General features: G+C 69.6%; 24 protein-coding genes and 1 pseudogene. 12 read left to right on the top strand and 13 right to left on the bottom strand.

The window, feature by feature from the left end; translation table 11 throughout:
* From ACZ5Y0_RS22795 to ACZ5Y0_RS22785, 3 genes are all read left to right on the top strand, one after another.
* Positions 1-1,113 carry a LacI family DNA-binding transcriptional regulator gene (locus ACZ5Y0_RS22795; RefSeq protein ID WP_469130518.1) on the top strand — a complete coding sequence of 371 codons (1,113 nt, stop codon included), beginning with the start codon at positions 1-3 and terminating at the stop codon, positions 1,111-1,113.
* 715 nt (positions 1,114-1,828) lie between these two features.
* Positions 1,829-2,911: a metallophosphoesterase gene (locus ACZ5Y0_RS22790; protein ID WP_469130517.1), complete on the top strand. Its 1,083-nt coding sequence runs from the start codon at positions 1,829-1,831 to the stop codon at positions 2,909-2,911.
* A gap of 193 nt (positions 2,912-3,104) precedes the next feature.
* A complete protein-coding gene (locus tag ACZ5Y0_RS22785; protein ID WP_469130516.1) occupies positions 3,105-3,980 on the top strand; it encodes a hypothetical protein in 876 nt (291 codons plus the stop codon).
* A 143-nt stretch (positions 3,981-4,123) separates the two neighbouring features.
* Here the strand turns inward: ACZ5Y0_RS22785 and ACZ5Y0_RS22780 are convergent, their stop codons facing one another.
* Both ACZ5Y0_RS22780 and thiC read right to left on the bottom strand, forming a co-directional pair.
* Positions 4,124-5,644, bottom strand: a complete 1,521-nt coding sequence (locus ACZ5Y0_RS22780; protein WP_469130515.1) for a VWA domain-containing protein — start codon at positions 5,642-5,644, stop codon at positions 4,124-4,126.
* Positions 5,645-5,857: 213 nt separating this feature from the next.
* On the bottom strand, positions 5,858-7,654 hold the full coding sequence (thiC, locus tag ACZ5Y0_RS22775) for a phosphomethylpyrimidine synthase ThiC (RefSeq protein ID WP_469130514.1): 1,797 nt from the start codon (positions 7,652-7,654) through the stop codon (positions 5,858-5,860).
* Between the two features lie 481 nt (positions 7,655-8,135).
* On the opposite strand from thiC, the gene ACZ5Y0_RS22770 reads away from it, so the two are divergent.
* Positions 8,136-9,647: a YibE/F family protein gene (locus tag ACZ5Y0_RS22770; RefSeq protein ID WP_469130513.1), complete on the top strand. Its 1,512-nt coding sequence runs from the start codon at positions 8,136-8,138 to the stop codon at positions 9,645-9,647.
* 180 nt (positions 9,648-9,827) lie between these two features.
* On the opposite strand, the gene ACZ5Y0_RS22765 is transcribed toward ACZ5Y0_RS22770, so the two are convergent.
* From ACZ5Y0_RS22765 to ACZ5Y0_RS22750, 4 genes are all read right to left on the bottom strand, one after another.
* On the bottom strand, positions 9,828-10,274 hold the full coding sequence (locus tag ACZ5Y0_RS22765; protein ID WP_469130512.1) for an SsgA family sporulation/cell division regulator: 447 nt from the start codon (positions 10,272-10,274) through the stop codon (positions 9,828-9,830).
* 98 nt (positions 10,275-10,372) lie between these two features.
* The gene (locus ACZ5Y0_RS22760; protein WP_469130576.1) at positions 10,373-11,167 is read right to left on the bottom strand and encodes an IclR family transcriptional regulator; all 795 of its coding nucleotides are present in this window, start codon (positions 11,165-11,167) and stop codon (positions 10,373-10,375) included.
* Positions 11,168-11,433: 266 nt separating this feature from the next.
* Positions 11,434-11,646 (bottom strand): DUF5326 family protein, encoded by a 213-nt coding sequence (locus ACZ5Y0_RS22755; protein WP_467509496.1) that lies wholly within the window; start codon positions 11,644-11,646, stop codon positions 11,434-11,436.
* Positions 11,647-11,823: 177 nt separating this feature from the next.
* Positions 11,824-12,141 (bottom strand): cupin domain-containing protein, encoded by a 318-nt coding sequence (locus ACZ5Y0_RS22750; RefSeq protein WP_469130511.1) that lies wholly within the window; start codon positions 12,139-12,141, stop codon positions 11,824-11,826.
* A 48-nt stretch (positions 12,142-12,189) separates the two neighbouring features.
* On the opposite strand from ACZ5Y0_RS22750, the gene ACZ5Y0_RS22745 reads away from it, so the two are divergent.
* The 5 genes and pseudogenes from ACZ5Y0_RS22745 to ACZ5Y0_RS22725 form a co-directional block, all read left to right on the top strand.
* Complete coding sequence (locus tag ACZ5Y0_RS22745; protein ID WP_469130510.1) at positions 12,190-12,567, top strand: phage holin family protein; 378 nt, start codon at positions 12,190-12,192, stop codon at positions 12,565-12,567.
* 7 nt (positions 12,568-12,574) lie between these two features.
* Positions 12,575-13,066 carry a low molecular weight protein-tyrosine-phosphatase gene (locus ACZ5Y0_RS22740; RefSeq protein ID WP_469130509.1) on the top strand — a complete coding sequence of 164 codons (492 nt, stop codon included), beginning with the start codon at positions 12,575-12,577 and terminating at the stop codon, positions 13,064-13,066.
* The gene (locus tag ACZ5Y0_RS22735; protein ID WP_469130508.1) at positions 13,063-14,208 is read left to right on the top strand and encodes a cystathionine gamma-lyase; all 1,146 of its coding nucleotides are present in this window, start codon (positions 13,063-13,065) and stop codon (positions 14,206-14,208) included. Before ACZ5Y0_RS22740 ends, ACZ5Y0_RS22735 begins: the two co-directional genes overlap by 4 nt.
* A gap of 258 nt (positions 14,209-14,466) precedes the next feature.
* Entirely contained in the window at positions 14,467-14,949 is a 483-nt protein-coding gene (locus tag ACZ5Y0_RS22730; RefSeq protein WP_469130507.1) for an NUDIX domain-containing protein, read from the top strand.
* 404 nt (positions 14,950-15,353) lie between these two features.
* Positions 15,354-16,214 (top strand): annotated as a pseudogene (locus tag ACZ5Y0_RS22725) (GNAT family N-acetyltransferase); the annotation flags it as partial.
* Between the two features lie 46 nt (positions 16,215-16,260).
* Here ACZ5Y0_RS22725 and ACZ5Y0_RS22720 read toward each other — a convergent pair.
* Both ACZ5Y0_RS22720 and ACZ5Y0_RS22715 read right to left on the bottom strand, forming a co-directional pair.
* A complete protein-coding gene (locus ACZ5Y0_RS22720) occupies positions 16,261-16,683 on the bottom strand; it encodes a GlcG/HbpS family heme-binding protein (RefSeq protein WP_469130506.1) in 423 nt (140 codons plus the stop codon).
* A 114-nt stretch (positions 16,684-16,797) separates the two neighbouring features.
* A complete protein-coding gene (locus ACZ5Y0_RS22715; RefSeq protein ID WP_469130505.1) occupies positions 16,798-18,006 on the bottom strand; it encodes an MFS transporter in 1,209 nt (402 codons plus the stop codon).
* A 144-nt stretch (positions 18,007-18,150) separates the two neighbouring features.
* Between ACZ5Y0_RS22715 and ACZ5Y0_RS22710 the strand changes: the two genes are divergently transcribed.
* The gene (locus ACZ5Y0_RS22710) at positions 18,151-18,615 is read left to right on the top strand and encodes a MarR family winged helix-turn-helix transcriptional regulator (protein WP_469130504.1); all 465 of its coding nucleotides are present in this window, start codon (positions 18,151-18,153) and stop codon (positions 18,613-18,615) included.
* 9 nt (positions 18,616-18,624) lie between these two features.
* Positions 18,625-19,077 (top strand): GNAT family N-acetyltransferase, encoded by a 453-nt coding sequence (locus ACZ5Y0_RS22705; protein WP_469130503.1) that lies wholly within the window; start codon positions 18,625-18,627, stop codon positions 19,075-19,077.
* Positions 19,078-19,192: 115 nt separating this feature from the next.
* Here ACZ5Y0_RS22705 and ACZ5Y0_RS22700 read toward each other — a convergent pair whose 3' ends face one another.
* Together ACZ5Y0_RS22700 and dnaB are read right to left on the bottom strand one after the other, a co-directional pair.
* Positions 19,193-20,578 carry a serine hydrolase domain-containing protein gene (locus ACZ5Y0_RS22700; RefSeq protein WP_469130502.1) on the bottom strand — a complete coding sequence of 462 codons (1,386 nt, stop codon included), beginning with the start codon at positions 20,576-20,578 and terminating at the stop codon, positions 19,193-19,195.
* Positions 20,579-20,637: 59 nt separating this feature from the next.
* The gene (gene dnaB / locus ACZ5Y0_RS22695) at positions 20,638-22,113 is read right to left on the bottom strand and encodes a replicative DNA helicase (protein ID WP_469130501.1); all 1,476 of its coding nucleotides are present in this window, start codon (positions 22,111-22,113) and stop codon (positions 20,638-20,640) included.
* Between the two features lie 460 nt (positions 22,114-22,573).
* Here dnaB and ACZ5Y0_RS22690 point away from each other — a divergent pair, with 460 nt between their 5' ends.
* A complete protein-coding gene (locus ACZ5Y0_RS22690) occupies positions 22,574-23,911 on the top strand; it encodes an MATE family efflux transporter (protein WP_469130500.1) in 1,338 nt (445 codons plus the stop codon).
* Between the two features lie 140 nt (positions 23,912-24,051).
* Here ACZ5Y0_RS22690 and rplI read toward each other — a convergent pair whose 3' ends face one another.
* From rplI to ACZ5Y0_RS22675, 3 genes are all read right to left on the bottom strand, one after another.
* The gene (gene rplI / locus ACZ5Y0_RS22685) at positions 24,052-24,498 is read right to left on the bottom strand and encodes a 50S ribosomal protein L9 (RefSeq protein WP_469130499.1); all 447 of its coding nucleotides are present in this window, start codon (positions 24,496-24,498) and stop codon (positions 24,052-24,054) included.
* Between the two features lie 18 nt (positions 24,499-24,516).
* A complete protein-coding gene (rpsR, locus tag ACZ5Y0_RS22680; protein ID WP_020130672.1) occupies positions 24,517-24,753 on the bottom strand; it encodes a 30S ribosomal protein S18 in 237 nt (78 codons plus the stop codon).
* Positions 24,754-24,834: 81 nt separating this feature from the next.
* Positions 24,835-25,440, bottom strand: coding sequence for a single-stranded DNA-binding protein (locus ACZ5Y0_RS22675; protein ID WP_469130498.1), 606 nt, complete (start codon positions 25,438-25,440; stop codon positions 24,835-24,837).
* Positions 25,441-25,520: the final 80 nt, after the last annotated feature.

Genomic DNA, 25,520 nt, shown 5'->3' with positions numbered 1-25,520 from the left:
ATGACAGCAGCAGGGAAGCACCAGGTGAGCCGCGCGGATACCTCACGCCGAGGCAGCCGGCCGGGCCGGGCGGGCATCAGGGACGTGGCCGCCGCCGCCGGAGTCTCCATCACGACCGTCTCCGATGCCCTCAACGGCAAGGGCAGGCTCCCGGACGCCACCCGACGCCATGTCCGGGAAGTCGCCGACCGACTGGGCTATCGCCCCTCGGCCGCGGCCCGAACCCTCCGTACCGGCAAGTCGGGCCTCATCGGTCTGACCGTGACCACGTACGGGGATGAACCTTTCACCTTCACCGAGTTCGCGTACTTCGCGGAGATGGCGCGGGCCGCCACCTCCGCCGCACTCGCCCGCGGCTACGCCCTCGTCATCCTCCCCGCCACCTCGCGCCACGACGTGTGGTCGAACGTCGCCCTGGACGGAACCGTCGTCATCGACCCCTCCGACCAGGATCCGGTGGTCGGAGAACTCGTACGGCAGGGCTTACCGGTCGTCTCCGACGGCCGCCCGGCCGGCACGCTCCCGGTCACCGCGTGGGTGGACAACGACCACGAGGCCGCCGTCCTCGACATCCTCGACCATCTGGCCGCCGCCGGCGCCCGCCGTATCGGTCTGCTCACCGGCACCACCACCGACACCTACACCCACCTGTCGACCAGGGCCTACCTGCACTGGTGCGAGCGGGTCGGCCAGGACCCGGTCTACGAGGCCTACCCCGCCCATGATCCGTGCGCGGGCGCCGTCGCGGCCGACCGACTGCTGGCGCGGCCCGACCGCCCCGACGCCGTCTACGGCCTGTTCGACCCCAACGGCACCGACCTCCTCGCCGCTGCCCGCCGCTACGGTCTGCGCGTCCCGGAGGACCTGCTGCTGGTGTGTTGCAGCGAGTCCACCGTCTACGCCAGCACCGAGCCGCCCATCACCACCCTGTCGCTGAAGCCCCGGCGCATCGGCACCGCGGTGGTGCAACTCCTCATCGACGCGATCGAAGGCGTCGAGTCCGACCGGCCGGTCGAGCAGGTGATACCGACGGAGCTGATCGTGCGTACCTCGTCCCAGCGACGCTCGCCACGCAGGACGGTCAGTCCGCCTCGGGTACCGGAGGAGAAGTAGATCCGGCTCGGGTCCGGAGGAGAAGTAGATCCGGCTCGGGTCCGGAGGAGAAGTAGATCCGGCTCGGGTCCGGAGGAGAAGGGGAAGGCGGGCGGTCGACTCGGGAGTGCGGGACGCCGGCTCGCCTTCAGGGAGCCGCGGTGGGGTGGACGGCCTGGTCCCGGTTCCGGGGGGCGCAGGAAGGGCTGCGCCGGGGCTCCGCCGGTCGGACGGCCCCGCCGGGGAGGGGACGGGTCGACAGCGACCGCAGGCCGCCAAGGTCGCCGTCGCCGAGGACCCGAACCACCGTGGGACCTCCCGGCGGCGGTCACCGACCCCAGACGCGCCCGGGATGCTCGAAGCCGCCCCGAGAAGCCCGCAGTCGGCCGGGATCGTTCGGGTGGAGTCGATCAGCGCCACCCGGAGCGCGGCCCCACGGTGATCCCCCGGCTCGCACCCCGACCTCACCCCACAACACGCCCACGAATTCCCCGGCGACGCCACAGACGGGTGGGCCGAGGGTGTAAGCACGGTGTGCAGTGGGTGAGCGAGTACTGCCGAAGCCCGGCCCAATCGGGGCGAAAGCCGCGGTGAACAGGAGCCTTGCTCTGATTCACCACCCCTGGGTCATCACACGGCACGATCCGCATTCCTATGATGGGCGCACGGCACCGCGGGCCGTTGCGACCAAGCAGTCCGAAGCGGTGCAGATGCGGCGCGATGGTGGAGGGGTCTGATGACTCAGGGGGCCGGTCAGGGACCCGAGGTGGAGCGTACGGCGACGGTGCGCGACTTCCGGGTGCCCGCTTACGTCCACGAGACCGGTCCGTACGACCACGGCGCGCACCCCGGCAACGCGACACCGCCCCTCGAGGACCCCCTCGGACCCCCGGAGGGCTACACGCCCACCCAGCGGGACCTGCCGGTCATCAACCGGGGCGACACCCTTCAGGTGGCCGTCGACCCGGCCGCCGCCCAGGCTCCGCAGGCCGCGACCGGCCCCGGTGCTCTGTTCGTCGTGGGCGACGTGCACGGCTATCTGGACGAGCTGATCGCCGCGCTCCAGGAGAAGGGGCTGATCGACTCGGCCGGCAGCTGGTGCGCGGGCACCGCCCGGCTGTGGTTCCTCGGCGACTTCACCGACCGCGGCCCGGACGGCATCGGCGTGATCGACCTCGTGATGCGGCTGTCAGCCGAGGCAGCGGCCGCCGGCGGCTACTGCAAGGCCCTCATGGGCAACCACGAACTGCTCCTGCTCGGCGCCAAGCGGTTCGGCGACACCCCCGTCAACTCCGGCGCGGGCACCGCCACCTTCCAGGCGGCCTGGCTGCTCAACGGCGGCCAGAAGTCCGACATGGACCGTCTCCAGGACCACCACCTCCAGTGGATGGCCCGCCTCGACGCCATCGAGGAGGTCGACGGTCACCTGCTCGTGCACTCCGACACCACCGCCTACCTCGACTACGGCGACTCGATCGAGGCGGTCAACGACACCGTCCGCGAGACGATCACCCGTAACGACGCGGACGAGGTGTGGGACCTGTTCCGCAAGTTCACCAAGCGCTTCTCCTTCCGCGACGAGGGGGGCGCCGACGCCGTCCGCTCCCTGCTCGATACGTACGGCGGCACCCGCATCGTTCACGGCCACAGCCCCATTCCCTACCTCCTGGGCGAAGTCGGCTCGGAGGACGACGAGGACTCGGCCGGCCCGGTCGTCGAAGGGCCGCACGTCTACGCCGGCGGGCTGGCCATCGCGATGGACGGCGGAGTGACGATGGCCGGAAAGCTGCTGGTCCAGCAACTGCCGCTGCCCGTCTGAGGGTTCCCGGGTCCGATGCAGCGCGCGCCGGACCCGCCCGACGGCACCGCAGGCCAGGGGTCAATTTCAGCAAACCCCCTGTTACCTCATGCCGTCGCCGCTCTACCATCGGTGCATCCGTAGCAGGCTCCCCTCCGTTTCTGCCCGACGGCTCGTTGGCATGCGAGCCCCAAGCCCTACGGAGCATCGGGGGATGCACATGAACAGCGTTCCGCAGCACCTGCACAGCGAGGACCGCCAGGAGTACGAGCGAATCCTCGACGAGGCGCTGCGCTCCGCACCACACCACCCGGAACTGGCCGCTGGGGGACAGCGGCTCAACCCCGAACAACTGCGCACCATGGCGCTCAACGCCTCCGCGCTCATCACGGCGGCCGCGGCGACCGAGTACCAGCACTATGTGAAGGTCCGCGCGGAACTGCGCCGTCCGACGCCGTCCGGCCCCTCCTCGGCCGGCCATGAGTCCGGCTCCGGCGAGCCGGGCGTGGGCGGGATGGGCTTCGCCGCGAGCATGGGGGAGGCGGCCGAGGCCGCCGGCGCGGGGGCCGTCGCCATCGCCGCCGTCCTCACCCCCGTCCTCGCCGGCACCGCCGCGGTGATCTTCCTGCTCGTCGGTTACATCCTGCGGATGCTCGACCCCGAGCCGGCGTTCGCCCGGACGATGCTCGTCACCGGATGGACGTTCGGGGCGGTGGCCGCGACCGCGATCCTCGTCGCGTCCGTCGGCCTCCTGCTCACCGCCCTGCGCAACCGTCCCTCCTTGGAGGCCGGCCCGCACAGCGAACTGAGCGCGGAGGTGGACCGCGCGAAGGAAGCCTGGCGGGCCGCCCTGCTGGAGCGGGGCATCCTGCCCTTCCTGCGCGAGGCCCTCGCCCACCCCGGCACGAGCGCCCCGATCGACCCAGCACCGGCCCCGTCGGCTCCCACCGGCCGCCTGCCGAAGATCGGCTACGGCCGTCCGGGCTTCAGCAGCCCCGACGAAGGAACCTCGGCCGGCTCCCGCCCCAGCTTCAGCAGCCCGGACTATTCCAGCCCGGACTTCGGGGGCCCGGAACACCAGCCGGAATAGGCCCTCGGCTGGCGCCCCCGCCGGGGAGCGCAAGCCGTACGGCGGGACGACAGGACGACAGGACGGCGGGACGACAGGACGAGCCCGCCGCGGATCGGGGAACGGAGGGCTGGGGGCGAGGGCGGCGACGGCCGGCATGCCGGTCAGAAGATGCCCGCCTGCCCCGCGGCGTTGAGCCAACTCGGGAACTCGGACAGGAGACGGTCGTACAGCTCCTGGTCCGGGACGGTGCTGATGTCGTCGACAGCGAAGAAGCCGACATTGTCCACGCGGCGGCCGGGCAGCGTGTCGAATCGCTCCAGGACGCCGTAGTTGGAGCGGCCGAGTCCGACGAACTGCCAGAAGATCGGTTCCTCCACCGCCGCACGCAGTTCCTTCTCGATCGCGGCGTCGCGGTAGACGCCTCCGTCGGAGAAGAACAGCACCAGCGTCGGGACCGTCGCCGGATTCGCCCGGACATAGTCTCTGACCTGGGCGATCACTTTCTGTTCCTCGTTCTGGATGCCGACCGAGCGCATGTCGACCTGGCCCGGTCGCAACCCCTTCTGCGGCTTCTTGCTCCGCCGGAATAGGCTGATCTCTCCCACCCGCACATGCAGCCGCAGCCACTCGGGCAGCTCGCCCAGGCGCAGATCCGGCAGACGGGCCGGGTGGGAGGCGAACGTCCAGGCCTGCATCTCGCCGTCGTCATCGAGCTGCGCCGCCACGGCGGCCATGCGCTCGACCACGTCCGCCACCACACCGCCGGAGTACAGGAACGACATGGACCCCGACGCGTCGAGCACCAGCACGACACGCGCGCTGACCCCCGCCGCACCACGCTTGCTGAGGCTGACGGCCACCTGTTGCTTCCGCAGCGACAGCCGCTTGCGCATATCGACCGGAAGGTGTTCCTCCCCCTTGGTCAGCCGGCCTCCCGGAGGTGGTGCGGACATAGCGGCGGAGGCGGCAGAAAACGGCAGCGGAGCCGTGGGCGCGACCGGCGGAGGGGTGGGAGGTGTGGGTACGGCCGGGGGCGGAGGGGTGGGAGGTGTGGGTACGGCCGGGGGCGGCGGTGTGCCTACGGCCGGGGGCGGCGGGGGCGGTGTGCCTACGGCCGATGCGCCGGGGACGGCTGCCGTGCCGACGGGGTCCTCATCGACGCTGATCCCGAAGTCGGTGGCCAGGCCCGCGAGCCCGGAGGCGTACCCCTGTCCGACCGCCCGGAACTTCCAGCGCCCCTCCCGCAGATACAACTCGCCTCCGATGAACGCCGTCTCCGTCTCCCCTCGCATCTCGAACCGCGCCAGTTCCGCCGTGCCTCCCGCATCGAGCAACCTGAGCATCAGACCGGCCACCTGCCCGAAGGTGCCGCCGTCGGCGGAGGCGCACAGCTCCACACGGGCGACGGCACTCTCCAGCGAAAGCAGGTCCACCTCGACGGCGTCGGTGGTGACGCCGTCGGTGGTCCGCTTCCCCAGATGCCGTACGGCGCCGGAGGCGTGCCGCGGCTGGTTGTAGAACACGAAGTCCCCGTCGTCACGCACCTTTCCGGCGGCGGTCAGCAGCAGGGCCGACACATCCACGTCCGGGCCACCGACCCGTTCGGACCAACTGATCTCGACGCGTACGGACGGCACATCGACCGGCAGATTGGCGCCCTTGCTCATGGATCGCGCTGTCATGCCACCAGTCTGCCGAGCCGCACCCCGGAATCACCCCGCTCGGACCCAAAGCCGACGGACGACCGTCCACACCCAGCGCCGGGGACGACCACCCCCGGCCCGATCACCCCGGACCGAGGGCACCGTCCACCGCACCGTACGCATACACACGGAACGCCCAAGGCCAAGCTGCCCTGACCAGCCCGGCACGGCAGCGGCGCCGTCGTCGTCGCGTCAGTCCGCGATCGGCAGATACACCCGATTCCCCGCGGCTGCGAACTCCTTGGACTTCTGCGCCATGCCCTCCTCCACCTCCGCCCGACTGCCACCGTGCTCACGGCGGATGTCGTGGGAGATCTTCATCGAGCAGAACTTCGGTCCGCACATCGAGCAGAAGTGAGCCGTCTTGGCCGGTTCGGCAGGCAGCGTCTCGTCGTGGAACTCCCGCGCGGTGTCCGGGTCGAGGGCCAGGTTGAACTGGTCCTCCCACCGGAACTCGAAGCGAGCGTCGGACAGCGCGTCGTCCCATTCCTGCGCACCGGGGTGCCCCTTGGCCAGGTCGGCCGCGTGGGCGGCGATCTTGTAGGTGATGACGCCGGTCTTGACGTCGTCGCGGTTGGGCAGGCCCAGATGTTCCTTGGGCGTGACGTAGCACAGCATCGCCGTGCCCCACCAGGCGATCATCGCGGCGCCGATGCCCGAGGTGATGTGGTCGTACGCCGGCGCGACGTCCGTGGTCAGCGGGCCGAGCGTATAGAACGGTGCTTCATCGCAGATCTCCTGCTGGAGGTCGATGTTCTCCTTGATCTTGTGCATCGGGACATGGCCCGGGCCTTCGATCATGGTCTGCACGTGGAAACGCTTCGCGATCCGGTTGAGTTCCCCGAGCGTGCGCAACTCCGCGAACTGCGCCTCGTCGTTGGCGTCCGCGATGGAGCCGGGCCTCAGACCGTCACCCAGCGAATACGTGACGTCGTAGGCCGCGAGGATCTCGCAGAGTTCCTCGAAGTTCTCGTAGAGGAACGACTCCTTGTGGTGGGCCAGGCACCAGGCGGCCATGATCGAGCCGCCACGGGAGACGATGCCGGTCTTCCGGTTCGCCGTCAGCGGGACGTACGGCAGGCGCACGCCCGCGTGGACCGTCATGTAGTCCACGCCCTGTTCGGCCTGCTCGATCACCGTGTCCTTGTAGATCTCCCAGGTCAGCTCCTCGGCCCGGCCGTCGACCTTCTCCAGGGCCTGGTACAGCGGCACCGTGCCGATGGGCACCGGGGAGTTGCGCAGCACCCACTCGCGGGTGGTGTGGATGTTGCGGCCCGTGGACAGGTCCATGACCGTGTCGGCGCCCCAACGGGTCGCCCAGGTCATCTTCTCGACCTCCTCCTCGATGGAGGAGGTCACCGCCGAGTTGCCGATGTTGGCATTGACCTTCACCAGGAACCGCTTGCCGATGATCATCGGCTCGATCTCCGGATGGTTGACGTTGGCCGGCAGCACCGCCCGCCCGGCCGCGATCTCCTCACGCACGACCTCGGGCTCCACGTTCTCCCGGATGGCCACGTACTCCATCTCGGGCGTGATCTCCCCCCGGCGCGCGTACGCGAGTTGGGTGACCGCCCGGCCGTCTCGGCCGCGGCGCGGCAGACGCGGTCGTCCGGGGAAGACCGCGTCGAGGTTGCGCAACCCGCCGCGCGGCGAGGTGTGCTTGATCCCGTCGTCCTCCGGACGGACCGGGCGGCCCGCGTACTCCTCCGTGTCCCCACGGCCGATGACCCAGTTCTCCCGCAGCGGCGGCAGTCCCCGGCGGACATCCGTCTCGACGAGCGGATCGGTGTACGGACCCGAGGTGTCGTACAACGTGACCGACTGCCCGTTGGTGAGGTGCACCTGGCGGACCGGCACGCGCAGGTCGGGGCGTGGGCCGTCGACATACGCCTTGTGCCATCCGATGGACTTCCCGGCCTCCCCGTCGGCAGAGATCTCGTCGGAGATCTGCGCGGAGGCAGGCGTGCTTGCGTCCTTGTTGGTCATGAGACCTACTCCCTACGCCGGCATTACCCGGTAACAGGTTCAGCGGTCGACGCAGCGGCTTCCGTCAGCCGACGATTCATGTCGAACATCACTTGGTTGTGGTGACGTTCCACGTGAAACATCGCGAAAACGGAGGTCAGCGCCCTCTCAGCCCGGTGCTCCGAGCTCCCGCGTGTGCAAAGGTGCCTCCACGCTAGCGTCCTTTGTGGCGCGGTGAACAGTGGGCCTCTGTCGTTCTTGCGATGATCGGGCGGTGACCACGACACCTCAGCCTCCGTTTCCCCCGCCCGAACAGCCCCACGGTCCGGGCATTCCTCCCGGCGGACCCCTGGGGCAAGGACAGGGGTCCGGCCCCGGCGGCGGTTCCGGTGGCAGATCTGGCGCTGGTCGGGGTTCCGGCACCGGTCCCGGCCCGGGCCCCGAGGGCGGATACGGCTACGGGCCCGGCGGCGGGCAGGGCTCCGGCCGGGGATACGGATCCGTGCCCGGTGGCGGGAGCCTGGGCGGAGGTCGTGGACAGGGTCCCGGTCCAGGTGACGGACACGGCTCCGACCGCGGCAATGGGCACGGTCCCGGCGACGAGCACAACGGGCACGGTCCCGGCGACGGGCACCGCGGCGGGCACGGCGGGCACGGGCCAGGTCCGGGCGGCGGTCACGGGCACAGCCACAGTCACGGCCCGGCCACCCCCGTCTCCAAGCATCTGCGCAAGGTCATCGCGGCCGTTCTCATCCCCTTCGGCGTGGCCGTGCTCGCCGGTCTGGTCGTGCTGTGGCCCGGCGGTGCTCCGGCGCACGAACGCACCGGCGTCGGCTTCGACCGGCAGACGCAGCGGGCGACGGTCTCCGAGGTCGCGACCATCAGCTGCTCGTCGGCGAACGCATCGGGCGGCACCCCGACCGGCGACACCTCGACCGCCGAGGGCTCCTCCGCGCAGCAGCAGGCGAACGGCACCTGCAAGAAAGCCACGATCCGCGTGGACACCGGCGCGGACAAGGGCCGTACGTTCACCGAGATCGTCCAGCCGGACCAGTCACGGCAGTTGGAAGAGGGCCAGAAGGTCGTGGTCGCCTACGAACCCTCCGCGCCGAGGGACCTTCAGTACTCGGTCACCGACGTGGACCGCCGTGTCCCCATGACCCTGCTCGCCATCATCTTCGCCGTCGCCGTCGTGGTCGTCGGGCGGCTGCGGGGGGTCATGGCGCTGGTCGCGCTGGCCATCAGCTTCATGGTGCTGAACTTCTTCGTCCTGCCCGCGATCCTTCAGGGCTCGAACCCGCTGGCGGTGGCGGTCGTGGGGGCGAGCGCCATCATGCTGATCGCTCTCTACCTGTGCCATGGCCTGTCGGCGCGCACCTCCGTGGCCGTACTGGGCACCCTCATCTCCCTGCTGCTGATCGGCGTCCTCGGCTCCTGGTTCGTCGACTGGGCGGCGCTCACCGGCAACACGGACGACAACACCGGTCTCATCCACGGCCTGTACCCGACCATCGACATGAGTGGTCTGCTCCTCGCCGGCATCATCATCGGATCGCTCGGTGTCCTCGACGACGTGACGGTCACGCAGACGTCGGCGGTCTGGGAACTCCACGAGGCCAACCCCTCGATGGGGTGGCGAGGGCTGTACCGGGCGGGCATCCGGATCGGCCGGGACCACATCGCGTCCGTGGTCAACACGCTCGTCCTCGCCTATGCCGGCGCCGCGCTGCCGCTGTTGCTGCTGTTCTCCATCGCGCAGAGCAGCGTCGGTACGGTCGCCAACAGCGAGCTGGTCGCCGAGGAGATCGTGCGCACGCTGGTCGGTTCGATCGGGCTGGTCGCGTCGGTTCCGGTCACCACCGCACTCGCCGCGCTCGTGGTCTCGGCGGACCGGTCGGGCACCGGCACGCTCCCCGAGCCGGCTCCGGTGGCTCCGGGGGCCCCGTCGACCGGTACGGCGGGCCCGGCCCAGCAAGGCACTCGAGGCGGCAAGGGCAGGCGTCGCAAGCACTGAGACGGGGCGTTCGAAGGGAGTCACCGGTACCGGCGCCCTTCGAACGCCCGAGGAGTTCACCCCCGGTCAGAAGCGCGACTCATGCCGCTTGCACACCCTGATCGTCCACGCGGTCCCGTCGCCTCTCCCTTGCAGAAGCGTTCCTGCACCGGCGGGCCACCAGCTTCCCGCCAGGCGGCCTCACCCGGCGCTCTGCTCCTCCGCCAGGATCCGGTCCAAGGCCTCGTCGAGGTGGGCGTCGAAGTCCGCGAACGCGCCCTCCTGCCCCAGGGGTACCAGCTTGTCGGTGCGGTCCAGGAAGGCCACGAGCGGCGCCGCCGAGGAGCGGAACACCGCCTGCTCACCGCCCACCTGAAGGCGAATCAATACCTCGCCCAGCACTTCCCGGTCGGCCGGCGAGACCCGCACATCTCCCTCACCGCACGGCCTGCCCACCCCGTCGATGAGCAACTCACGCCCGAACGCCCAGGTCACCGGGGCATCACCGGGCAGGTGGAAGGTGAGCCGTACCGCGTACGGATCGCAGGTGTCATAGCCCAGTTCCACCGGGATGCGGAACGAGAGCTCCTCGGACACGAGAAAGCTCATCATGACCTCTGCCTCTACTGCCTGCACGGACTCGCGCATCGCCCTACCCCGTCATTGCCGTCGACTGGCTGGGAATCTACCCCTGACACTGCTGGCATCTTGCTCAACGTGTACACCAGATCACAAGGAGTGAGTTTTCAGATACTGATAGAGAGCGCGAGCGATCCCAGCATCCGCCCGATCTCGCTCTGCAACTGGTGTACCGCCGCCGGCAGCCGGTCGGCTTGGTGAGCGGGGAGGGAGATGGCCATCGTGGCGGCGGTCGTGCCGACAGTGATGGGGATCGCCGCGCACACCGTGCCCAGCGCGTACTCCTGCCGTTCGACGACCGTCTCCGTCCGCCGCACCCGCGCCAGCCGCCGCAACAGGGTGTGGTCGTCCCGGACGGTGTACGGAGTGATCGACTGCACGGGGTAGCGGTCCAGGTGATCGCGGCGTGCCTTCTCGTCCAGTTGGGACAGCAGGCACTGACCGATGGCATGCGCGTGCCCGGTCTCGCGGAAGTCGGCCCATTCCTCCACCGCCGGAGTGCCCGGGCTGTCGGAGACGCACATGACCTCGATCTCGCCGTCCCGGTAGCGGGCGTAGTACACCGGAACGCCGATCACATCCCGCCAGTGCGCGAGGGTGGCGACCACGGTGCTGCGACGTTTCTGCGCTGCGCCGCTTCCGCCCAGCCGCTCGGCCGCCTCGCCGAGGAAGAACATCCCCTTGTCGCGCCGCAGATAGCCCTCGTGCACGAGGGTGCGCAGCAGGTGGTACGCCGTGGGCAGCGCCAGGCCGGTCTCGCGGGCCAGTTGCTTGGCCGGGGCCCCGCCGTCGTGCCGGGCCACGGCTTCCAGCAGTCGCATGGCGCGCTGCACGGACCCGATGAGCGTCGCCGCGGATTGCGGTTGTTCGGGGACGCCCCTGCCCGCCGGGCGCTGGAGCAGGGGTGTGGTAGCACGCGGGTGAGCGGGGGGCGAGTGCGGTTCCGCGACTGCTGCGGTGTCAACCGTGGCCAAGGGTCACTCCCGAAGTTCGAGAGGGCGATCCGTGCGGGGAACACGGGAAGGGGACGCCGCTCGCGGAGGTGTGTCCCCGCGACGGGTTCCGGACTTTAACGGCTCGCCACCACGGATGGTCCCGCTGTCCGGAAAACTTCCCCCGGCCGAGGGAACCGGCGATTCCTGTTACCGGTCCCCGCTCCCCGAACCGCTCACCAGTCGCCGCGTGAGGAAGAGCCCGCCGTGAACTTGCGGACCACGTAGACCAGTCCGCCGACCAGTGCCACGAAGACCAGCAGTTTGAAGAGCAGTCCGATCACGAAGCCGACGACGCTCGCTATCAGGCCGCCGAACACGACCAGCGCGATGACCGGCACCGCCACCCACTTCACCCACCACGGCAGTCCCGCGAAGATCTCTCGCATGGCCCTCGTCCTCGTCTGTCCGGTGTCCGGTGCCACCGACGGCCCGGATCTCTCGTTGTCCTGCCGTCGATGCTAGGTCCCGAGGGGGCGCCTGCGGGGGCCTCGCATCCCTTGTCCTTCCCTGACCGACCCCTTAGGGAACCCCGAGACCGCACGTCCCCTGCCAGGCGGAGACGCTCAGCCCTCCGCCGGCGAGAACACCACCAGAACCCGCAGGTCCTCGCTGATGTGATGGAACTTGTGGGCGACTCCGGCCGGCACGTACACGACGCTTCCGCGCGCCACCTGGGTGGTCTCCGGACCGACCGTGATGGAGGCGCGCCCGCTCACGACGAAGTAGACCTCGTCCTGGTTGTGCGGGCTCTGTGGATCGTGGTCCCCGGCATCGAGTGCGTAGAGACCTACCGACATGTTCCGCTCCCGCAAGAATTGCAGGTAGGCGCCGTCGTTGGCGGCTCTCTCCGCCTCCAGTTCATCCAACCGGAATGCCTTCATCGCCCTCGTCCGCCTTCGTAGCCGATCTGTTCTGCCACGATCAGACACATGAAGAATTTCGTAGTCAAGACGATCGCCAACGCGGGCGCCCTGGCGGTCGCCGTCTGGCTGCTCGAAAAGATCACGCTGACCGGTGCCGGCACGGGCAGGAAGGTCGGCACCCTGCTGGTGGTGGCGCTGTTGTTCGGCCTGGTCAACTTCCTGGTCAAGCCCCTCGTGAAGGTACTGACCTTCCCCCTCTTCATCCTCACTCTCGGCCTGATCACCCTGGTGGTGAACGCGCTGATGCTGCTGCTCACGTCATGGCTGGCCGACAAGCTCGATCTCAGTTTCCACGTCGAGGGTTTCTGGACCGCAGTGTTGGGCGGCCTGATCATCTCCATCGTCTCCTGGGCGCTCAACGTCGTCCTCCCCGACGAGGACTGAGCACGCGATGAGCTATTCCGTCTGCTTCGTCTGCACCGGCAACATCTGCCGCTCCCCGATGGCCGAGGCCGTCTTCCGCGCGCGCGTCGCGGAGGCCGGCCTCGAGGACCTGGTCGAGGTCGACAGCGCCGGCACGGGCGACTGGCACGTGGGCGAGGGCGCCGACCCGCGCGCCGTCTCCGTCCTGGAGGAGAACGGTTACGCCGTCGAGCACACGGCCCGCATGTTCGAACGGTCCTGGTTCGCTCGCCTCGACCTCGTGATCGCCCTGGACACCGGTCACCTCAGGGCCCTGCGCCGCCTCGCCCCCACCGGCGAGGATGCCCGGAAGGTCCGGCTGCTGCGCGCGTACGCCCCCGCGGACGGCGACGACCTGGACGTTCCCGACCCGTACTACGGGGGCCGGGACGACTTCGTGGAGTGCGTCCAGCTGGTGGAGGAGGCGAGCGTCGGCCTGCTCGCCGCGGTTCGCGCGAACGTGGAAGGACGAGTGGCATGAGTGACTCCACCGCGGCCGGAGGCGCCGGCGAGGGCACGCGCGCGGTACGGGCGGGTCTTCCGGAGCCGGTGCCGTACGAACCGACCCTGCCGGGCCCGGTCTTCGCCGCGCACTTCCACCTGCCCGGCGAGCCTACGGGTCCGTACACCTACGGCCGCGACGAGAACCCGACCTGGACACATCTGGAGCGGGCCGTCGGCGAGTTGGAGGCGCCCGGGCAGGGCGGCGTCGAGACGGTCGTGTTCGCCTCCGGCATGGCGGCGATCTCGTCCGTGCTCTTCTCCCAGCTGCGCGCCGGGGACACCGTCGTCCTGCCCGGCGACGGCTACCAGGCGCTCCCCTTGGTGCGCGCCCAGCTTGAGGCGTACGGCATCGAGGTGCGCACCGCGCCGACCGGTGGCGACGCCCAGCTCGGCGTCCTCGACGGGGCGAAGCTGCTGTGGATCGAGTCCCCGTCGAACCCGGGCCTCGACGTGTGCGACATCCGGCGCCTCGTCGAGGCGGCACACGCGCGTGGCGCCCTCGTGGCTGTCGACAACACGCTGGCGACACCGCTCGGGCAGCGCCCGCTGGAGCTGGGCGCCGACTTCACGGTGGCCAGCGGCACCAAGCAGCTCACCGGGCACGGCGACGTCCTCCTCGGCTACGTCACCGGACGCTCCGGCGAGCCGATGACGGCTGTACGGCGCTGGCGCAAGATCGTCGGGGCGATCCCGGGGCCCATGGAGGCCTGGCTCGCGCACCGGTCGATCGCCACGCTCCAGATGCGCGTGGACCGGCAGAGTTCCACCGCGCTGACCGTCGCCCAGGCGCTGCGGGAGCGGCCGGAGGTGACCGGGCTGCGGTACCCAGGGCTGGCGGACGACCCGTCGCACCAGGTGGCCGCACGGCAGATGCGGCGCTTTGGGTGCGTGGTCTCCTTCACGTTGCCCACGCGCGCGCGTGCCGAGCGTTTTCTCGGGGAGCTGCGGCTCGTGGACGAGGCGACGAGCTTCGGCGGGGTTCGGTCCACCGCCGAACGTCGTGGGCGCTGGGGAGGGGACGCGGTGCCGGAGGGCTTCATCCGGCTGTCGGTCGGCGCCGAGGACCCGGAGGACCTGGTGGCGGACGTGCTGCACGCGCTGGACGAGTCGGCGCGGTGACCGGCTCACGGATGCCCGCACGGTCTCGCGCTCCGTACGGGGGACGGCGCGAGCCTCCCCTCGACGGCGAGTACCCACGTCCTGGTGGTGCGCACCGTCACGCTGTCGATGCCGCATGTCGCGCGGGCGCACGACTGGCTTCTGAGGGCGGCGGCGGGGACTGGTGCTGAACCGGCAACTGGAGCGCTTCACACACCTGACTGGTGCGGTGATCATGCGCGATGTTTCACGTGGAACCAGCCGGGCCACATTCCTCCCATGACCGTCCGACCTGTGGTCAAGCGCACCGCGCGCGCCGTTCTGCTGGACGGCGACGACCTGATCCTGATCAAACGCAGCAAGCCCGGCCTCGATCCCTACTGGGTCACGCCCGGTGGCGGAGTCGAGGCCGGGGACACGACTGTCGTCGACGCCCTGCATCGCGAGGTGTACGAGGAGCTCGGCGCCAAGATCACCGACGTCGTCCCCTGCTTCGTCGACACCGTCGAACACATCGGCGATGACGGCGGCGCGACCGGCGTGAAGGTGCAGCACTTCTTCGTCTGCCGGCTCGAGTCCATGGACCCCGCCCTGCGGCACGGCCCCGAGATCGACGAGCCGGTCGGAGAGTACGAGATCGTCCACGTGCCGTTCACCCGGGTCGGGATCGCCTCCGTCCACCTCGTACCGCTGTCTCTGCGGCACTACCTCGACGGCAACATCGAAGGCGTACGTGCCATGCACGCGCCCGATCTCGGGTGACCCTCTGGGCATCGCCGGGCTGGGCAGGCCTCATAGGCTGTTCACAGGTCCTGCCCCGAGTAGGGTCGCAAGGCCCGTCAGATGACGGTCGGCATTGAGCGCGACCGAGACCGGCACCATCCCGACGGATTGAGCTGGCGCGTTGTCTCGACCGGCGCCGACGTTCCGTGCGGCAGCGTGCCGTCGCAGTCGCAGAGGTGAAGTCGTGTCATGGCGCCGAGGCTGGAGAGGTACATGGGCGGTGCCGGGCCCAGTCTTCCGAGGGCGGAGCCGTCGGTTGTTTCACGTGAAACGACGTCCAGCTGTCGGCGCGCTGTGCAGTGGGCCACGACTTGGCCAAAAGCACATACGACTGTGAGGAAACAGGTGGACGCGACAGGTACCGGTCGGACAACCTGACCTGCGTGCCGACTCCTTTCCTCGCCGCTCTCCCCATCCGTCGTCTGACGCACCGTGACCTCATCGCCTGCGCCGACCTGTCCGAAGACAGGGGGTGGCCGCGAGAGGAACACAAGTGGGGCCTCCTCCTCACCGCCGGACAGGGTTACGGCATCGACGACCCGGACGGCGGCCTCGTCAGCGCCTGTGTGGTCACCGAGTACGGTCCTCCTGGCCACCCCTCATTCGGCGCCGTCGGCATGGTGCTCGTCGCCGAACGGCATGCCCGGCAGGGCGTCGGCCGCCGCCTGATGCGGCACGTCATCTCCGTGATGAGCACGACCCCGCTGACCCTGCACGCGACGCCGAACGGCCGTCCGCTGTACGAGGAGCTGGGGTTCAAGACCACGGGACGCGCCGAGATGATGGTCGGCCGCTTGAGGTCCGGCGGACCGGTCCCCGGCATCAAGACGCGTGCGGCCACGGCGGAGGATCTCACCACGATCCTCCGCCTCGACGAGGAGGTGTTCGGCGCCGACCGCACCTCTGTGATCGCCCGGCTGCCAGCCTTCGCCGACCAGGTGCGGGTCGCCGAGGACGACGGCCGGATCATCGGCTACGCGGCCGCCTGGCCCAACATGGACACCCATGTCGTGGGGCCGCTGATCGCCCGGGACACAGAGACGGCAAAAGCACTTCTCGCGTCCCTGGCGGAGCACTCCGACCGGCCGCTGCGCACCGACATCGACGTCCGGCACGAGGAACTCCTGGCCTGGGTCAAGGAGCGGGGTCTGGCGTCGGTCGCCTTCAACACCGTCATGACCTACGGCATCACGGAACTCCCCGGCGACTGGACCCGGCGGTTCGCTCCGCTGACAGTGGCGGCCGTCCTCTTGGCGGAAAAGGGTCGCCGACCGCGTCGTCGGAGCGAGGTCAGGCGAGTGCCTCCACAGCCGCGACGGCGAAGCCGTGGTCCTGCTCCGGGGCACCGCCGCCCACGCCCACGGCCCCGATCAGACGTCCGTCACGGTGGACCGGCACGCCGCCCGCGATGAACAGCAGCGGCCTGTCGAGCGCGGTGGGGAGGGTGTGGAAGAGGCCGCCGGGCTGGACGGCGTCGACGAGGTCGGCCGTCGGGGTGTTCAACTGGAGCGCCGTGTATGCCTTGCGGGTGCTCGTCTCGCCGGAGATCAGCACGGCACGGTCGTCCCGGCGGAACGCCAGCAGATGGCCACCCGCGTCCAGGACGGTGACACTGACCGTGACCCCGGCGGCCTCGGCCGCACGGCGGGCGGCCGCGAGGAGGACATCGGCGTCGTGCGCGGTCATGGGTGCGAAGGCGGTGGTGGTGCTCATCGGGGTGTTCTCCTTGCGGGTTCTTCTCGAGCGGGGAGCTTGTGCGGGCAGCTGTCGTGGAGGGGTGCACCCCAAGGCGTGGGGGACGGTCCTGGCTCCGCACTGTCGAACGGTTCAGTGGTGGGCGGCTACCGTCTGGTCGGACGGGTTCCGTCCGGCGACGACGGAACTGACGGCGCCGTCGCGGCGTTCCAGCGCGGCCGAGACCAGAGCGAGAGCGAGAGCCGCCGCGGCGAGGGCGGCGCCGACCCAGTTCGGGGCGGTGTAGCCGAGGCCGGCGGCGATGACGAGGCCGCCGAGCCAGGCGGAGAGGGCGTTGCCGAGGTTGAAGGCGCCGATGTTCACCGCCGAGGCGAGCGTCGGGGCGCCGTGCGCCTGGTCGAGGACCCGCTTCTGGAGCGGCGGGACCGTGGCGAATCCCAGAGCGCCGATCAGGACGATCGTGACGGTCGCCAGCACCTTGTTGTGCGCGGTCAGGGTGAAGAGGGCCAGGACGACCGCCAGGCTGCCGAGGGAGATGTACAGCATCGGCATCAGGGCGCGATCGGCGTACCTGCCGCCGACGAGGTTGCCGCCGACCATGCCGAGCCCGAAGAGGACGAGCAGCCAGGTGACGGAGCCCTCGGCGAAGCCCGCGACGTGGGTCATCATCGGCGCGATGTAGGTGATGGCCGCGAAGACGCCGCCGAAGCCCAGGACGGTCATCGCCATGGCCAGCAGGACCTGCGCGTTCTTGAACGCGGCCAGTTCGTGCCGCAGGTGTACGCCCTCCGCGCGGGGCAGGTCGGGCACCAGCTTGGCGATTCCCGCCAGGCCGAGGACGCCGAGGAGGGCCACGACGCCGAAGGTCACACGCCAGCCGGCGGTCTGCCCGACGAGGGTACCCAGCGGGACACCGACGACGTTGGCGACGGTGAGGCCGGTGAACATCATCGCGATGGCGCCGGCCTTCTTGTCGGGGGCGACCAGGTCGGCCGCGACGACCGAGCCGATGCCGAAGAACGCGCCATGGGCGAGCGAGGCGACCACTCGGCCGATCAGCATGACGGCGAAGGCGGGGGCGACCGCGGACAGGAGGTTGCCGATGACGAACAAGCCCATCAGCAGCATCAGCATGCGCTTGCGGGACACCTTGGTACCGAGAACGGTCATGAGCGGGGCGCCGAGCACGACGCCGAGCGCGTAACCGGTCACCAGGAAGCCTGCGGTGGGAATGGAGACTCCGAAGTCATCCGCGACCTCGGGCAGCAGACCCATGATCACGAATTCGGTCGTTCCGATCCCGAAGGCCCCGATCGCGAGGGCCAGTAGCGCGAGAGGCATGGTGGGGTAGACCTTCCAGACGATTGCAGGAGCGCTTTGCGTGCGCCCACAATACTTGCAGACGCTGGCTACACGCAAAGGCTGTCTATTGCGGTAGTGCTCTATCCTGGGATCCAGCCGCATCGGGACGGAGGAGACCACCCAATGACTGCGACGGACCCCGCGCTCACCGCTCTCGCTCAGGGCTGGTGCGCCCTCTCCCTGCTTCACGGCAGGATCGAAGCCCACATCGAGCGTGCCCTCCAGGTCCGGCACGACCTGAGCGTGCGCGAGTACTCCCTCCTGGACGTGCTCAGCCGCCAGCACGACGGCGAAGGGGGACATCTACAGATGAAGCAGGTCGCCGACGCCGTCGTCCTCAGCCAGAGCGCCACCACCCGACTGGTCACCCGCCTCGAGGACCGTGGCCTGCTCGAGCGCTACCTGTGCCCCACCGACCGCCGCGGCATCTACACGAACGTCACCGAGGCCGGGCTGAAGCTGTTGGACGCAGCCCGTCCGACCAACGACGCCGCCCTCCGCGAGGCCCTCGACGAGGCGGCGAAGAGCGCGGAGCTGGCCCCCCTGGTCCGGGTCGTGGAGTCCCTGAAGGCACCTGCCGCTGCATAGGGTGCGGCCATGGGAGATCTTGAAATACGCCCTGCCGTCGCCGGAGACCTTCCCGCGATCGTGGGCATGCTCGCGGACGACCCCCTGGGTGCACGACGCGAGTCGCCGGACGACCTGGCCCCGTATCTGAGCGCGCTGGAGCGGATCAGAGCCGACCGGAACCAGCGCCTGGTCGTAGCCGTGCGCGAGGGACGCGTCGTGGGCACCCTCCAGCTGACGATCGTGCCCGGCCTCTCCCGGCGCGGGACGACCAGGTCCATCATCGAGGGGGTACGCGTCCATGCCGACGAGCGCGGCAGCGGCCTGGGTACGCGGTTCATCGAGTGGGCGATCGAGGAGTCCCGAAGGGAGGACTGCCGACTGGTCCAGCTGACCTCCGACAGCACGCGTACCGACGCCCACCGCTTCTACGAGCGACTGGGTTTCGAGGCCTCGCACATCGGGTTCAAGCTCCAGCTCTGACCACCCGAATACGAACCCGGACGCGAGAACCCGGACACCACGTCCAGGCGTCGAAGAGAGACGGTTCGCCGTGTTTCACGTGAAACACGGCGAACGTCTCATCCTCCCCTGGGCGCTAGCCGATGCCCCTCCAGCCCTCCGCGTCCACGCCGCCGGGCACCTCGGCACCCTCGTCGTACGGCTGGCGTGTGAACACGAACGACCCGAGGTCGAGGTGGTCCGCGGTACCGTCCGGTCGCCGCACGGCCCGCAGGGTCTCGCCGGCGAAGTAGCCCTCCAGGCCCGCCCACGTTCCGTCGCCGTTCGCCCGGAATCGCGAACGTCGCCCACCGTCGGCGAGCGGTCCCAGGGAGATGTGGCCGTCAGCCATGACCCGCAGGGCGAACGGACTGGTCCCCCAGTACCACTGGCCCGCCAGCTCCAGGACAGCACGATCGATGTCCCGCAGTGGCCGCCACGGCTCCGGAATCCGCGGCTCGGCCTCAGCCACGACGCGTACCAGGTCGGCGGCCACCTGAGTCACCATCGGGCCGGACGTGGAGTTGGCCAGGACCACCGCGGCGACGTCGTCGGCCACACTGATCGTGAGGCCGGCCAGGAACCCCGGCACCGAGCCGGAGTGCCCCACGAGCACCCGGCCGCCCACGTTCTCGATCCGCATCCCCAGCCCGTACGTGCCACCGGCCGCGAGGTCCGTGAGTTCGGTCGGTGCCGCGGGCGTCCGCATCTCCCTGAGGGTGTCCGCGCTCAACACCCGGTCGTCCCCTCGGGCGAGGAAGGCGGCGAACCGTGCCAGGTCGCCGCTCGTGGACCAGAGCTGCCCCGCTGCCGCCATCCGGCCGAAGTCCTCGGTGGGTTCGGGAAGCATCACGTCGGCCCAGGGGTGCACCGCCCAGCCCCCGGCGTGCGGAGCCACCGGCCGTGCACTCGTTCGATCCAGGCCCAGGGGTTCGAGCACCTCCCGACGTAGTACCTCCTCCCACGGAGCACCGCGGAATTCTTCGACGAGAGCGCCGAGCAGGCTGTATCCGGGGTTGGAATAGTGGAAGCGACGCCCCGGCGGGTGCAGAGCGGGTTGGGCACCGAGGACGTCGGAGAGGCCAGGACGCAACGAGCCAGGAGTCCGCTCCCACCAGGGACCGGGCGACTCGGCTGGCAGACCGCCCGTATGAGCGAGAAGTTGGGCGATGGTCGCCTCCCCTGCGCCCGAGCCCGGCAGATGCTTGTCCAGCGGGTCCTCGAGATCGAGCGCCCCTTCGTCACGCAGTCGCAGCACGAGAACGGCGGTAAAGGTCTTGGTGATGGAGCCGATCCGGTACTGCACGTGCTCGTCCGGTGCGTGCCCGTCGACCGAGGTCCGCGCCCCGTGCCACACGGCCCGCCCGTCCCGCACCACCGCCGCGACGAGCGAGGGCGCCCGCCCCTCGGACTGGGCCACGGCGATCCGGTGCAGCAGGGCCCGCCGGGTACCGGGAAGCAGCTCTTCCAGAGGTGTCGTCATGAGCCCAGTCCACCCGGCGACCCGGCCGGCGTCGAGCCCATTTCGCCGAGGGCACGCGATCAGGTCTGTGCCATGTCCACGAAGCGCGAGTAGTGCCCCTGGAAGGCCACGGTGATCGTGGCCGTCGGACCGTTACGGTGCTTGCCCACGATGATGTCCGCCTCGCCCGCGCGCGGTGACTCCTTCTCGTACGCGTCCTCGCGGTGCAGCAGGATGACCATGTCGGCGTCCTGCTCGATGGATCCGGACTCACGCAGGTCGGACACCATCGGCTTCTTGTCCGTGCGCTGCTCGGGACCGCGGTTGAGCTGGGAGAGCGCGATCACCGGGACCTCCAGCTCCTTGGCCAGGAGCTTGAGGTTACGGGACATGTCCGATACCTCCTGCTGACGGCTCTCGGAACGTTTGGAGCCGCCGGCCTGCATCAGCTGGAGGTAGTCGATGATCACCAGCTTGATGTCGTTGCGCTGCTTCAGCCGTCGGCACTTTGCGCGGATCTCCATCATCGACAGGTTCGGCGAGTCGTCGATGTAGAGCGGCGCGGACGAGACCTCCGGCATCCGGCGGGCCAGACGGGTCCAGTCCTCGTCCGTCATCGTGCCGGAGCGCATGTGGTGCAGGGCGACACGGGCCTCGGCGGACAGCAGGCGCATCGCGATCTCGTTGCGCCCCATCTCCAGGGAGAAGATCACGCTGGGCAGATTGTGCTTGATCGAGGCCGCGCGGGCGAAGTCCAGGGCGAGCGTGGACTTACCCATGGCGGGTCGCGCAGCGATGACGATCATCTGGCCGGGGTGCAGCCCGTTGGTGAGCGAGTCGAGGTCGGTGAAGCCCGTGGGCACACCGGTCATCTCGCCGCTGCGCGAGCCGATCGCCTCGATCTCGTCGAGGGCGCCCTCCATGATGTCGCCGAGCGGGAGGTAGTCCTCACTGGTGCGCTGTTCCGTGACGGCGTAGATCTCGGCCTGGGCGCGGTTGACGATCTCGTCGACGTCGTCGTCGCCCGCGTATCCCATCTGGGTGATGCGGGTGCCGGCCTCGACCAGACGGCGCAGAACCGCGCGCTCGTGCACGATCTCCGCGTAGTACTCGGCGTTCGCCGCCGTCGGCACGGTCTGGACGAGCGTATGCAGATACGAGGCGCCGCCGACCTTGTTGATCTCGCCGCGCTTGGTGAGTTCGGCGGCGATCGTGATGGGGTCGGCCGGCTCACCCTTGGCATAGATGTCGAGGACGGCCTGGTAGATCGTCTCGTGCGCCGGTTTGTAGAAGTCGTGGCCCTTGAGGATCTCGACGACGTCGGCGATGGCGTCCTTCGACAGGAGCATGCCCCCGAGCACGGACTGCTCGGCGTCGAGATCCTGCGGCGGCACCCGCTCGAAGGGTGTCCCGCCCCCGTCCCATTCGCCGCTGTCCCGGCCCCGGTCGTGCTGCTCGTCCCGCCCGCGGCCCCCGTCGCGCCGACGGGAGTGGGGCAGACGATCACTGGGACCGCTGTCGGCCCACGGATCGTCCAAGGGCTCGGAAATGCTCAACCGAGCCACCTCCTCCCGTCCGCGGAGCGGACCTCGCCGTGCCCCTTATTTCTACGGCACGGCACTGACAACTAAGAGGCCCAACTCCGGTTCGAGCACGTCGGTTTTGTGTGGCTTTCACAGCCGAGGAACGGAGCGGGCGCCGGACCACCGTAGGCCCGTGGGCGACGTCAGCCAATCTGGTTATCCACAGGCCATGTGGACGACGGGCCCGATGCTGTGGAGAACTGCGCAAAACCTGTGCACGACCCGGTGGACAGCCCTGTGAACAAGCCCTCGCGTTTTCCCACCCGACGGCACTGACCAGCAGGTTTCCCATCCACCGGCTGTGCAGAAGAAAAACTTTTCCCGTCGGATCAAGATTGCCGCGAAGGGTGCAGGGGAGCACGCACAGGGAGTCACCAAGTAAGGGTCGTTACACGATTGCATCTCTTACCTGTGGACGATTAGATTGGTGGCCATGACACCGGCTCCCGCGATCCCCAAGGCCACTCGGCGACAGCACGATCGAGAGATCGTGGCACTGGCCGTCCCGGCCTTCGGCGCCCTCGTCGCCGAGCCCCTCTTCGTCCTCGCCGACAGCGCCATCGTGGGCCACCTCGGCACCGCGCAACTCGCCGGACTCGGTGTGGCCTCCGCTCTCCTGACCACCGCCGTCAGCATCTTCGTCTTCCTCGCCTACGCCACCACGGCAGCCGTCGCACGCCGCGTGGGCGCCGGCGATCTCCCGGCAGCCATCCGCCAGGGCATGGACGGCATCTGGCTGGCACTGCTGCTCGGCGCGGCCGTGATCGCCCTCGTTCTTCCCACCGCCCCCTGGCTCGTGGACCTGTTCGGCGCCTCCGACACAGCGGCCCCGTTCGCGATCACGTATCTGCGCATCTCGGCACTGGGCATCCCGGCCATGCTGGTCGTCCTGGCCGCGACCGGTGTGCTGCGCGGACTCCAGGACACGAAGACACCTCTCTACGTCGCTGTCGCGGGCTTCGTCGTCAACGCCCTTCTGAACGTCGGTCTCGTCTACGGCGCGGACCTCGGTATCGCGGGCTCCGCGTGGGGCACGGTCATCGCCCAGTGCGGCATGGCCGCGGCCTACCTGGTCGTGGTGGTCCGGGGCGCCCGTAGACACAGCGCCTCGCTGCGCCCGGACGCCACGGGTATCCGCGCCTCGGCCCAGGCCGGCGTGCCCCTGTTGGTGCGCACCCTGTCCCTACGGGCCGTTCTGATGATCGCCACCGCCGTTGCCGCCCGCCTCGGTGACACGGACATCGCGGCCCATCAGATCGTCCTGTCGCTGTGGAGCCTGCTGGCCTTCGCCCTCGATGCCATCGCCATCGCCGGACAGGCGATCATCGGTCGTTATCTCGGCGCCGGCGATCCCCGGGGGGCCCAGGCCGTCTGCCGCCGGATGGTGGAGTGGGGAATCGCCGTGGGTGTCGTCCTGGCCCTGCTCGTGGTGCTGGCCCGGCCGCTGTTCCTGCCCCTGTTCACCGGGGACCCCGGGGTCCAGGGAGCCGCGCTGCCCGCGCTGCTGGTGGTGGCCCTGTCCCAGCCGGTGTGTGCCATCGTCTTCGTCCTGGACGGCGTGTTGATGGGTGCCGGCGACGGCCCCTACCTCGCCTGGGCGATGGTCCTCACCCTGGCGGTCTTCGCTCCGGTCGCCCTGCTGGTCCCCGCTCTCGGCGGCGGACTCACCGCGCTGTGGGGAGCGATGACCCTGATGATGGTGGTCCGGATGCTGACCCTCTGGCTGCGCACCCGCTCGGGGCACTGGCTGGTCACCGGCGCGACCCGTTGACCGTTTCACGTGAAACCGGCGTTTCACGTGAAGCGTCGCACCGCTGATCGGCCACTCCGCGGATTCGGCCGAGGCATGCGGAAGGGGCCGCACCCCTGAGGGTGCGGCCCCTTCTCAGCTCTACAAGCCGAACGCAGCGATCAGGCCGCGACGACCTCGAGGTTGACCTTGGCGGCAACCTCGGGGTGCAGACGCACGGACGTCTCGTGGGCGCCCAGGGTCTTGATCGGCGCGCCCAGCTCGATGCGGCGCTTGTCGACCTCGGGGCCACCGGAAGCCTTGATCGCCGAGGCGATGTCGGCCGGGGTGACGGAACCGAAGAGGCGACCGGCGTCGCCGGAGCGGACGGCCAGGCGGACCTTGACGCCCTCGAGCTGGGCCTTCACAGCGTTGGCCTGCTCGATGGTCTGGATCTCGTGGATCTTGCGAGCGCGACGGATCTGCTCGACGTCCTTCTCGCCACCCTTGGTCCAGCGGATCGCGAAGTTCCGCGGGATCAGGTAGTTGCGAGCGTAGCCGTCCTTGACGTCTACGACGTCGCCGGCGGCACCGAGGCCGGAGACCTCGTGGGTGAGGATGATCTTCATTTTTCGGTCACCCTTCCCTTATCGCGCCTGGGCGGTGTACGGCAGCAGCGCCATCTCACGGCTGTTCTTCACGGCCGTGGCGACGTCACGCTGGTGCTGCGTGCAGTTGCCGGTCACGCGGCGGGCACGGATCTTGCCGCGGTCGGAAATGAACTTCCGCAGCATGTTCGTGTCCTTGTAGTCCACGTACGTGACCTTGTCCTTGCAGAATGCGCAGACCTTCTTCTTCGGCTTGCGCACAGGCGGCTTCGCCATGGTGATTCTCCTGTGTGATCAAGAAGTTGGGATACGACCCGCCCTCGACCCGAACAGGCCCGGATGCCCGGACCCGAAGGCCTAGAAGGGGGGCTCGTCCGAGTAGCCGCCGCCGGCACCGCCGCCGGAGTTTCCACCCCAGCCGCCGCCACCACCGCCGCCCTGGTTGCCACCTGCGGGAGCACTGGTCGCCCACGGGTCGTCGGCGGGAGCGCCGCCGCCCTGCTGACCGCCGCCGGGGCTACCGCCCCAGCCGCCGCCCTGGGCGCCACCGCCACCACCGGCGCCGCCGAAGCCACCGCCACCACCCTGTCCACCGCGGCCGGCGGTCTTGGTGACCTTGGCCGTGGCATTGCGCAGGCTGGGACCGACTTCCTCGACGTCCAGCTCGTAGACCGTGCGCTTGACGCCCTCGCGGTCCTCGTAGGACCGCTGCTTCAGCCGGCCCTGCACGAGGACGCGCATGCCTCGCTGGAGCGACTCGGCGACGTTCTCGGCCGCCTGACGCCAGACCGAGCAGGTCAGGAACAGGCTCTCGCCGTCCTTCCACTCGTTCGTCTGACGGTCGAAGGTGCGGGGAGTGGACGCGACACGGAACTTCGCGACCGCCGCACCGGAGGGGGTGAAGCGCAGCTCGGGGTCGTCGACAAGATTGCCGATGACCGTGATGACGGTCTCGCCTGCCATGGGGGAACCTCTCGGCGGGTTTGCTGCTGCTGGCTGCTGGTGCTGCTACTCGAATCCCGAGACCGGCTGAGCGGGGAAGC

Source organism: Streptomyces sp. NPDC033216, from assembly GCF_055577115.1.
The sequence above is the reverse complement of the archived record's forward strand: the minus strand, read 5'-3'. Positions and strand labels throughout refer to the sequence as shown.

What these genes read in the sequence shown, in the direction of transcription:
- ACZ5Y0_RS22765 (WP_469130512.1), bottom strand. Translation starts at nt 10,274, where the DNA reads ATGCGCGAGTCCGTGCAGGCAGTAGAGGCAGAGGTCATGATGAGCTTT.
- ACZ5Y0_RS22710 (WP_469130504.1), top strand. Translation starts at nt 18,151, where the DNA reads ATGACTGCGACGGACCCCGCGCTCACCGCTCTCGCTCAGGGCTGGTGC.
- ACZ5Y0_RS22690 (WP_469130500.1), top strand. Translation starts at nt 22,574, where the DNA reads ATGACACCGGCTCCCGCGATCCCCAAGGCCACTCGGCGACAGCACGAT.
- ACZ5Y0_RS22735 (WP_469130508.1), top strand. Translation starts at nt 13,063, where the DNA reads ATGAGTGACTCCACCGCGGCCGGAGGCGCCGGCGAGGGCACGCGCGCG.
- ACZ5Y0_RS22795 (WP_469130518.1), top strand. Translation starts at nt 1, where the DNA reads ATGACAGCAGCAGGGAAGCACCAGGTGAGCCGCGCGGATACCTCACGC.
- ACZ5Y0_RS22730 (WP_469130507.1), top strand. Translation starts at nt 14,467, where the DNA reads ATGACCGTCCGACCTGTGGTCAAGCGCACCGCGCGCGCCGTTCTGCTG.
- ACZ5Y0_RS22745 (WP_469130510.1), top strand. Translation starts at nt 12,190, where the DNA reads ATGAAGAATTTCGTAGTCAAGACGATCGCCAACGCGGGCGCCCTGGCG.
- rpsR (WP_020130672.1), bottom strand. Translation starts at nt 24,753, where the DNA reads ATGGCGAAGCCGCCTGTGCGCAAGCCGAAGAAGAAGGTCTGCGCATTC.
- ACZ5Y0_RS22715 (WP_469130505.1), bottom strand. Translation starts at nt 18,006, where the DNA reads ATGCCTCTCGCGCTACTGGCCCTCGCGATCGGGGCCTTCGGGATCGGA.
- ACZ5Y0_RS22785 (WP_469130516.1), top strand. Translation starts at nt 3,105, where the DNA reads ATGCACATGAACAGCGTTCCGCAGCACCTGCACAGCGAGGACCGCCAG.
- ACZ5Y0_RS22705 (WP_469130503.1), top strand. Translation starts at nt 18,625, where the DNA reads ATGGGAGATCTTGAAATACGCCCTGCCGTCGCCGGAGACCTTCCCGCG.
- ACZ5Y0_RS22720 (WP_469130506.1), bottom strand. Translation starts at nt 16,683, where the DNA reads ATGAGCACCACCACCGCCTTCGCACCCATGACCGCGCACGACGCCGAT.
- ACZ5Y0_RS22755 (WP_467509496.1), bottom strand. Translation starts at nt 11,646, where the DNA reads ATGCGAGAGATCTTCGCGGGACTGCCGTGGTGGGTGAAGTGGGTGGCG.
- ACZ5Y0_RS22700 (WP_469130502.1), bottom strand. Translation starts at nt 20,578, where the DNA reads ATGACGACACCTCTGGAAGAGCTGCTTCCCGGTACCCGGCGGGCCCTG.
- ACZ5Y0_RS22750 (WP_469130511.1), bottom strand. Translation starts at nt 12,141, where the DNA reads ATGAAGGCATTCCGGTTGGATGAACTGGAGGCGGAGAGAGCCGCCAAC.
- ACZ5Y0_RS22790 (WP_469130517.1), top strand. Translation starts at nt 1,829, where the DNA reads ATGACTCAGGGGGCCGGTCAGGGACCCGAGGTGGAGCGTACGGCGACG.
- thiC (WP_469130514.1), bottom strand. Translation starts at nt 7,654, where the DNA reads ATGACCAACAAGGACGCAAGCACGCCTGCCTCCGCGCAGATCTCCGAC.
- ACZ5Y0_RS22675 (WP_469130498.1), bottom strand. Translation starts at nt 25,440, where the DNA reads ATGGCAGGCGAGACCGTCATCACGGTCATCGGCAATCTTGTCGACGAC.
- ACZ5Y0_RS22780 (WP_469130515.1), bottom strand. Translation starts at nt 5,644, where the DNA reads ATGACAGCGCGATCCATGAGCAAGGGCGCCAATCTGCCGGTCGATGTG.
- ACZ5Y0_RS22740 (WP_469130509.1), top strand. Translation starts at nt 12,575, where the DNA reads ATGAGCTATTCCGTCTGCTTCGTCTGCACCGGCAACATCTGCCGCTCC.
- rplI (WP_469130499.1), bottom strand. Translation starts at nt 24,498, where the DNA reads ATGAAGATCATCCTCACCCACGAGGTCTCCGGCCTCGGTGCCGCCGGC.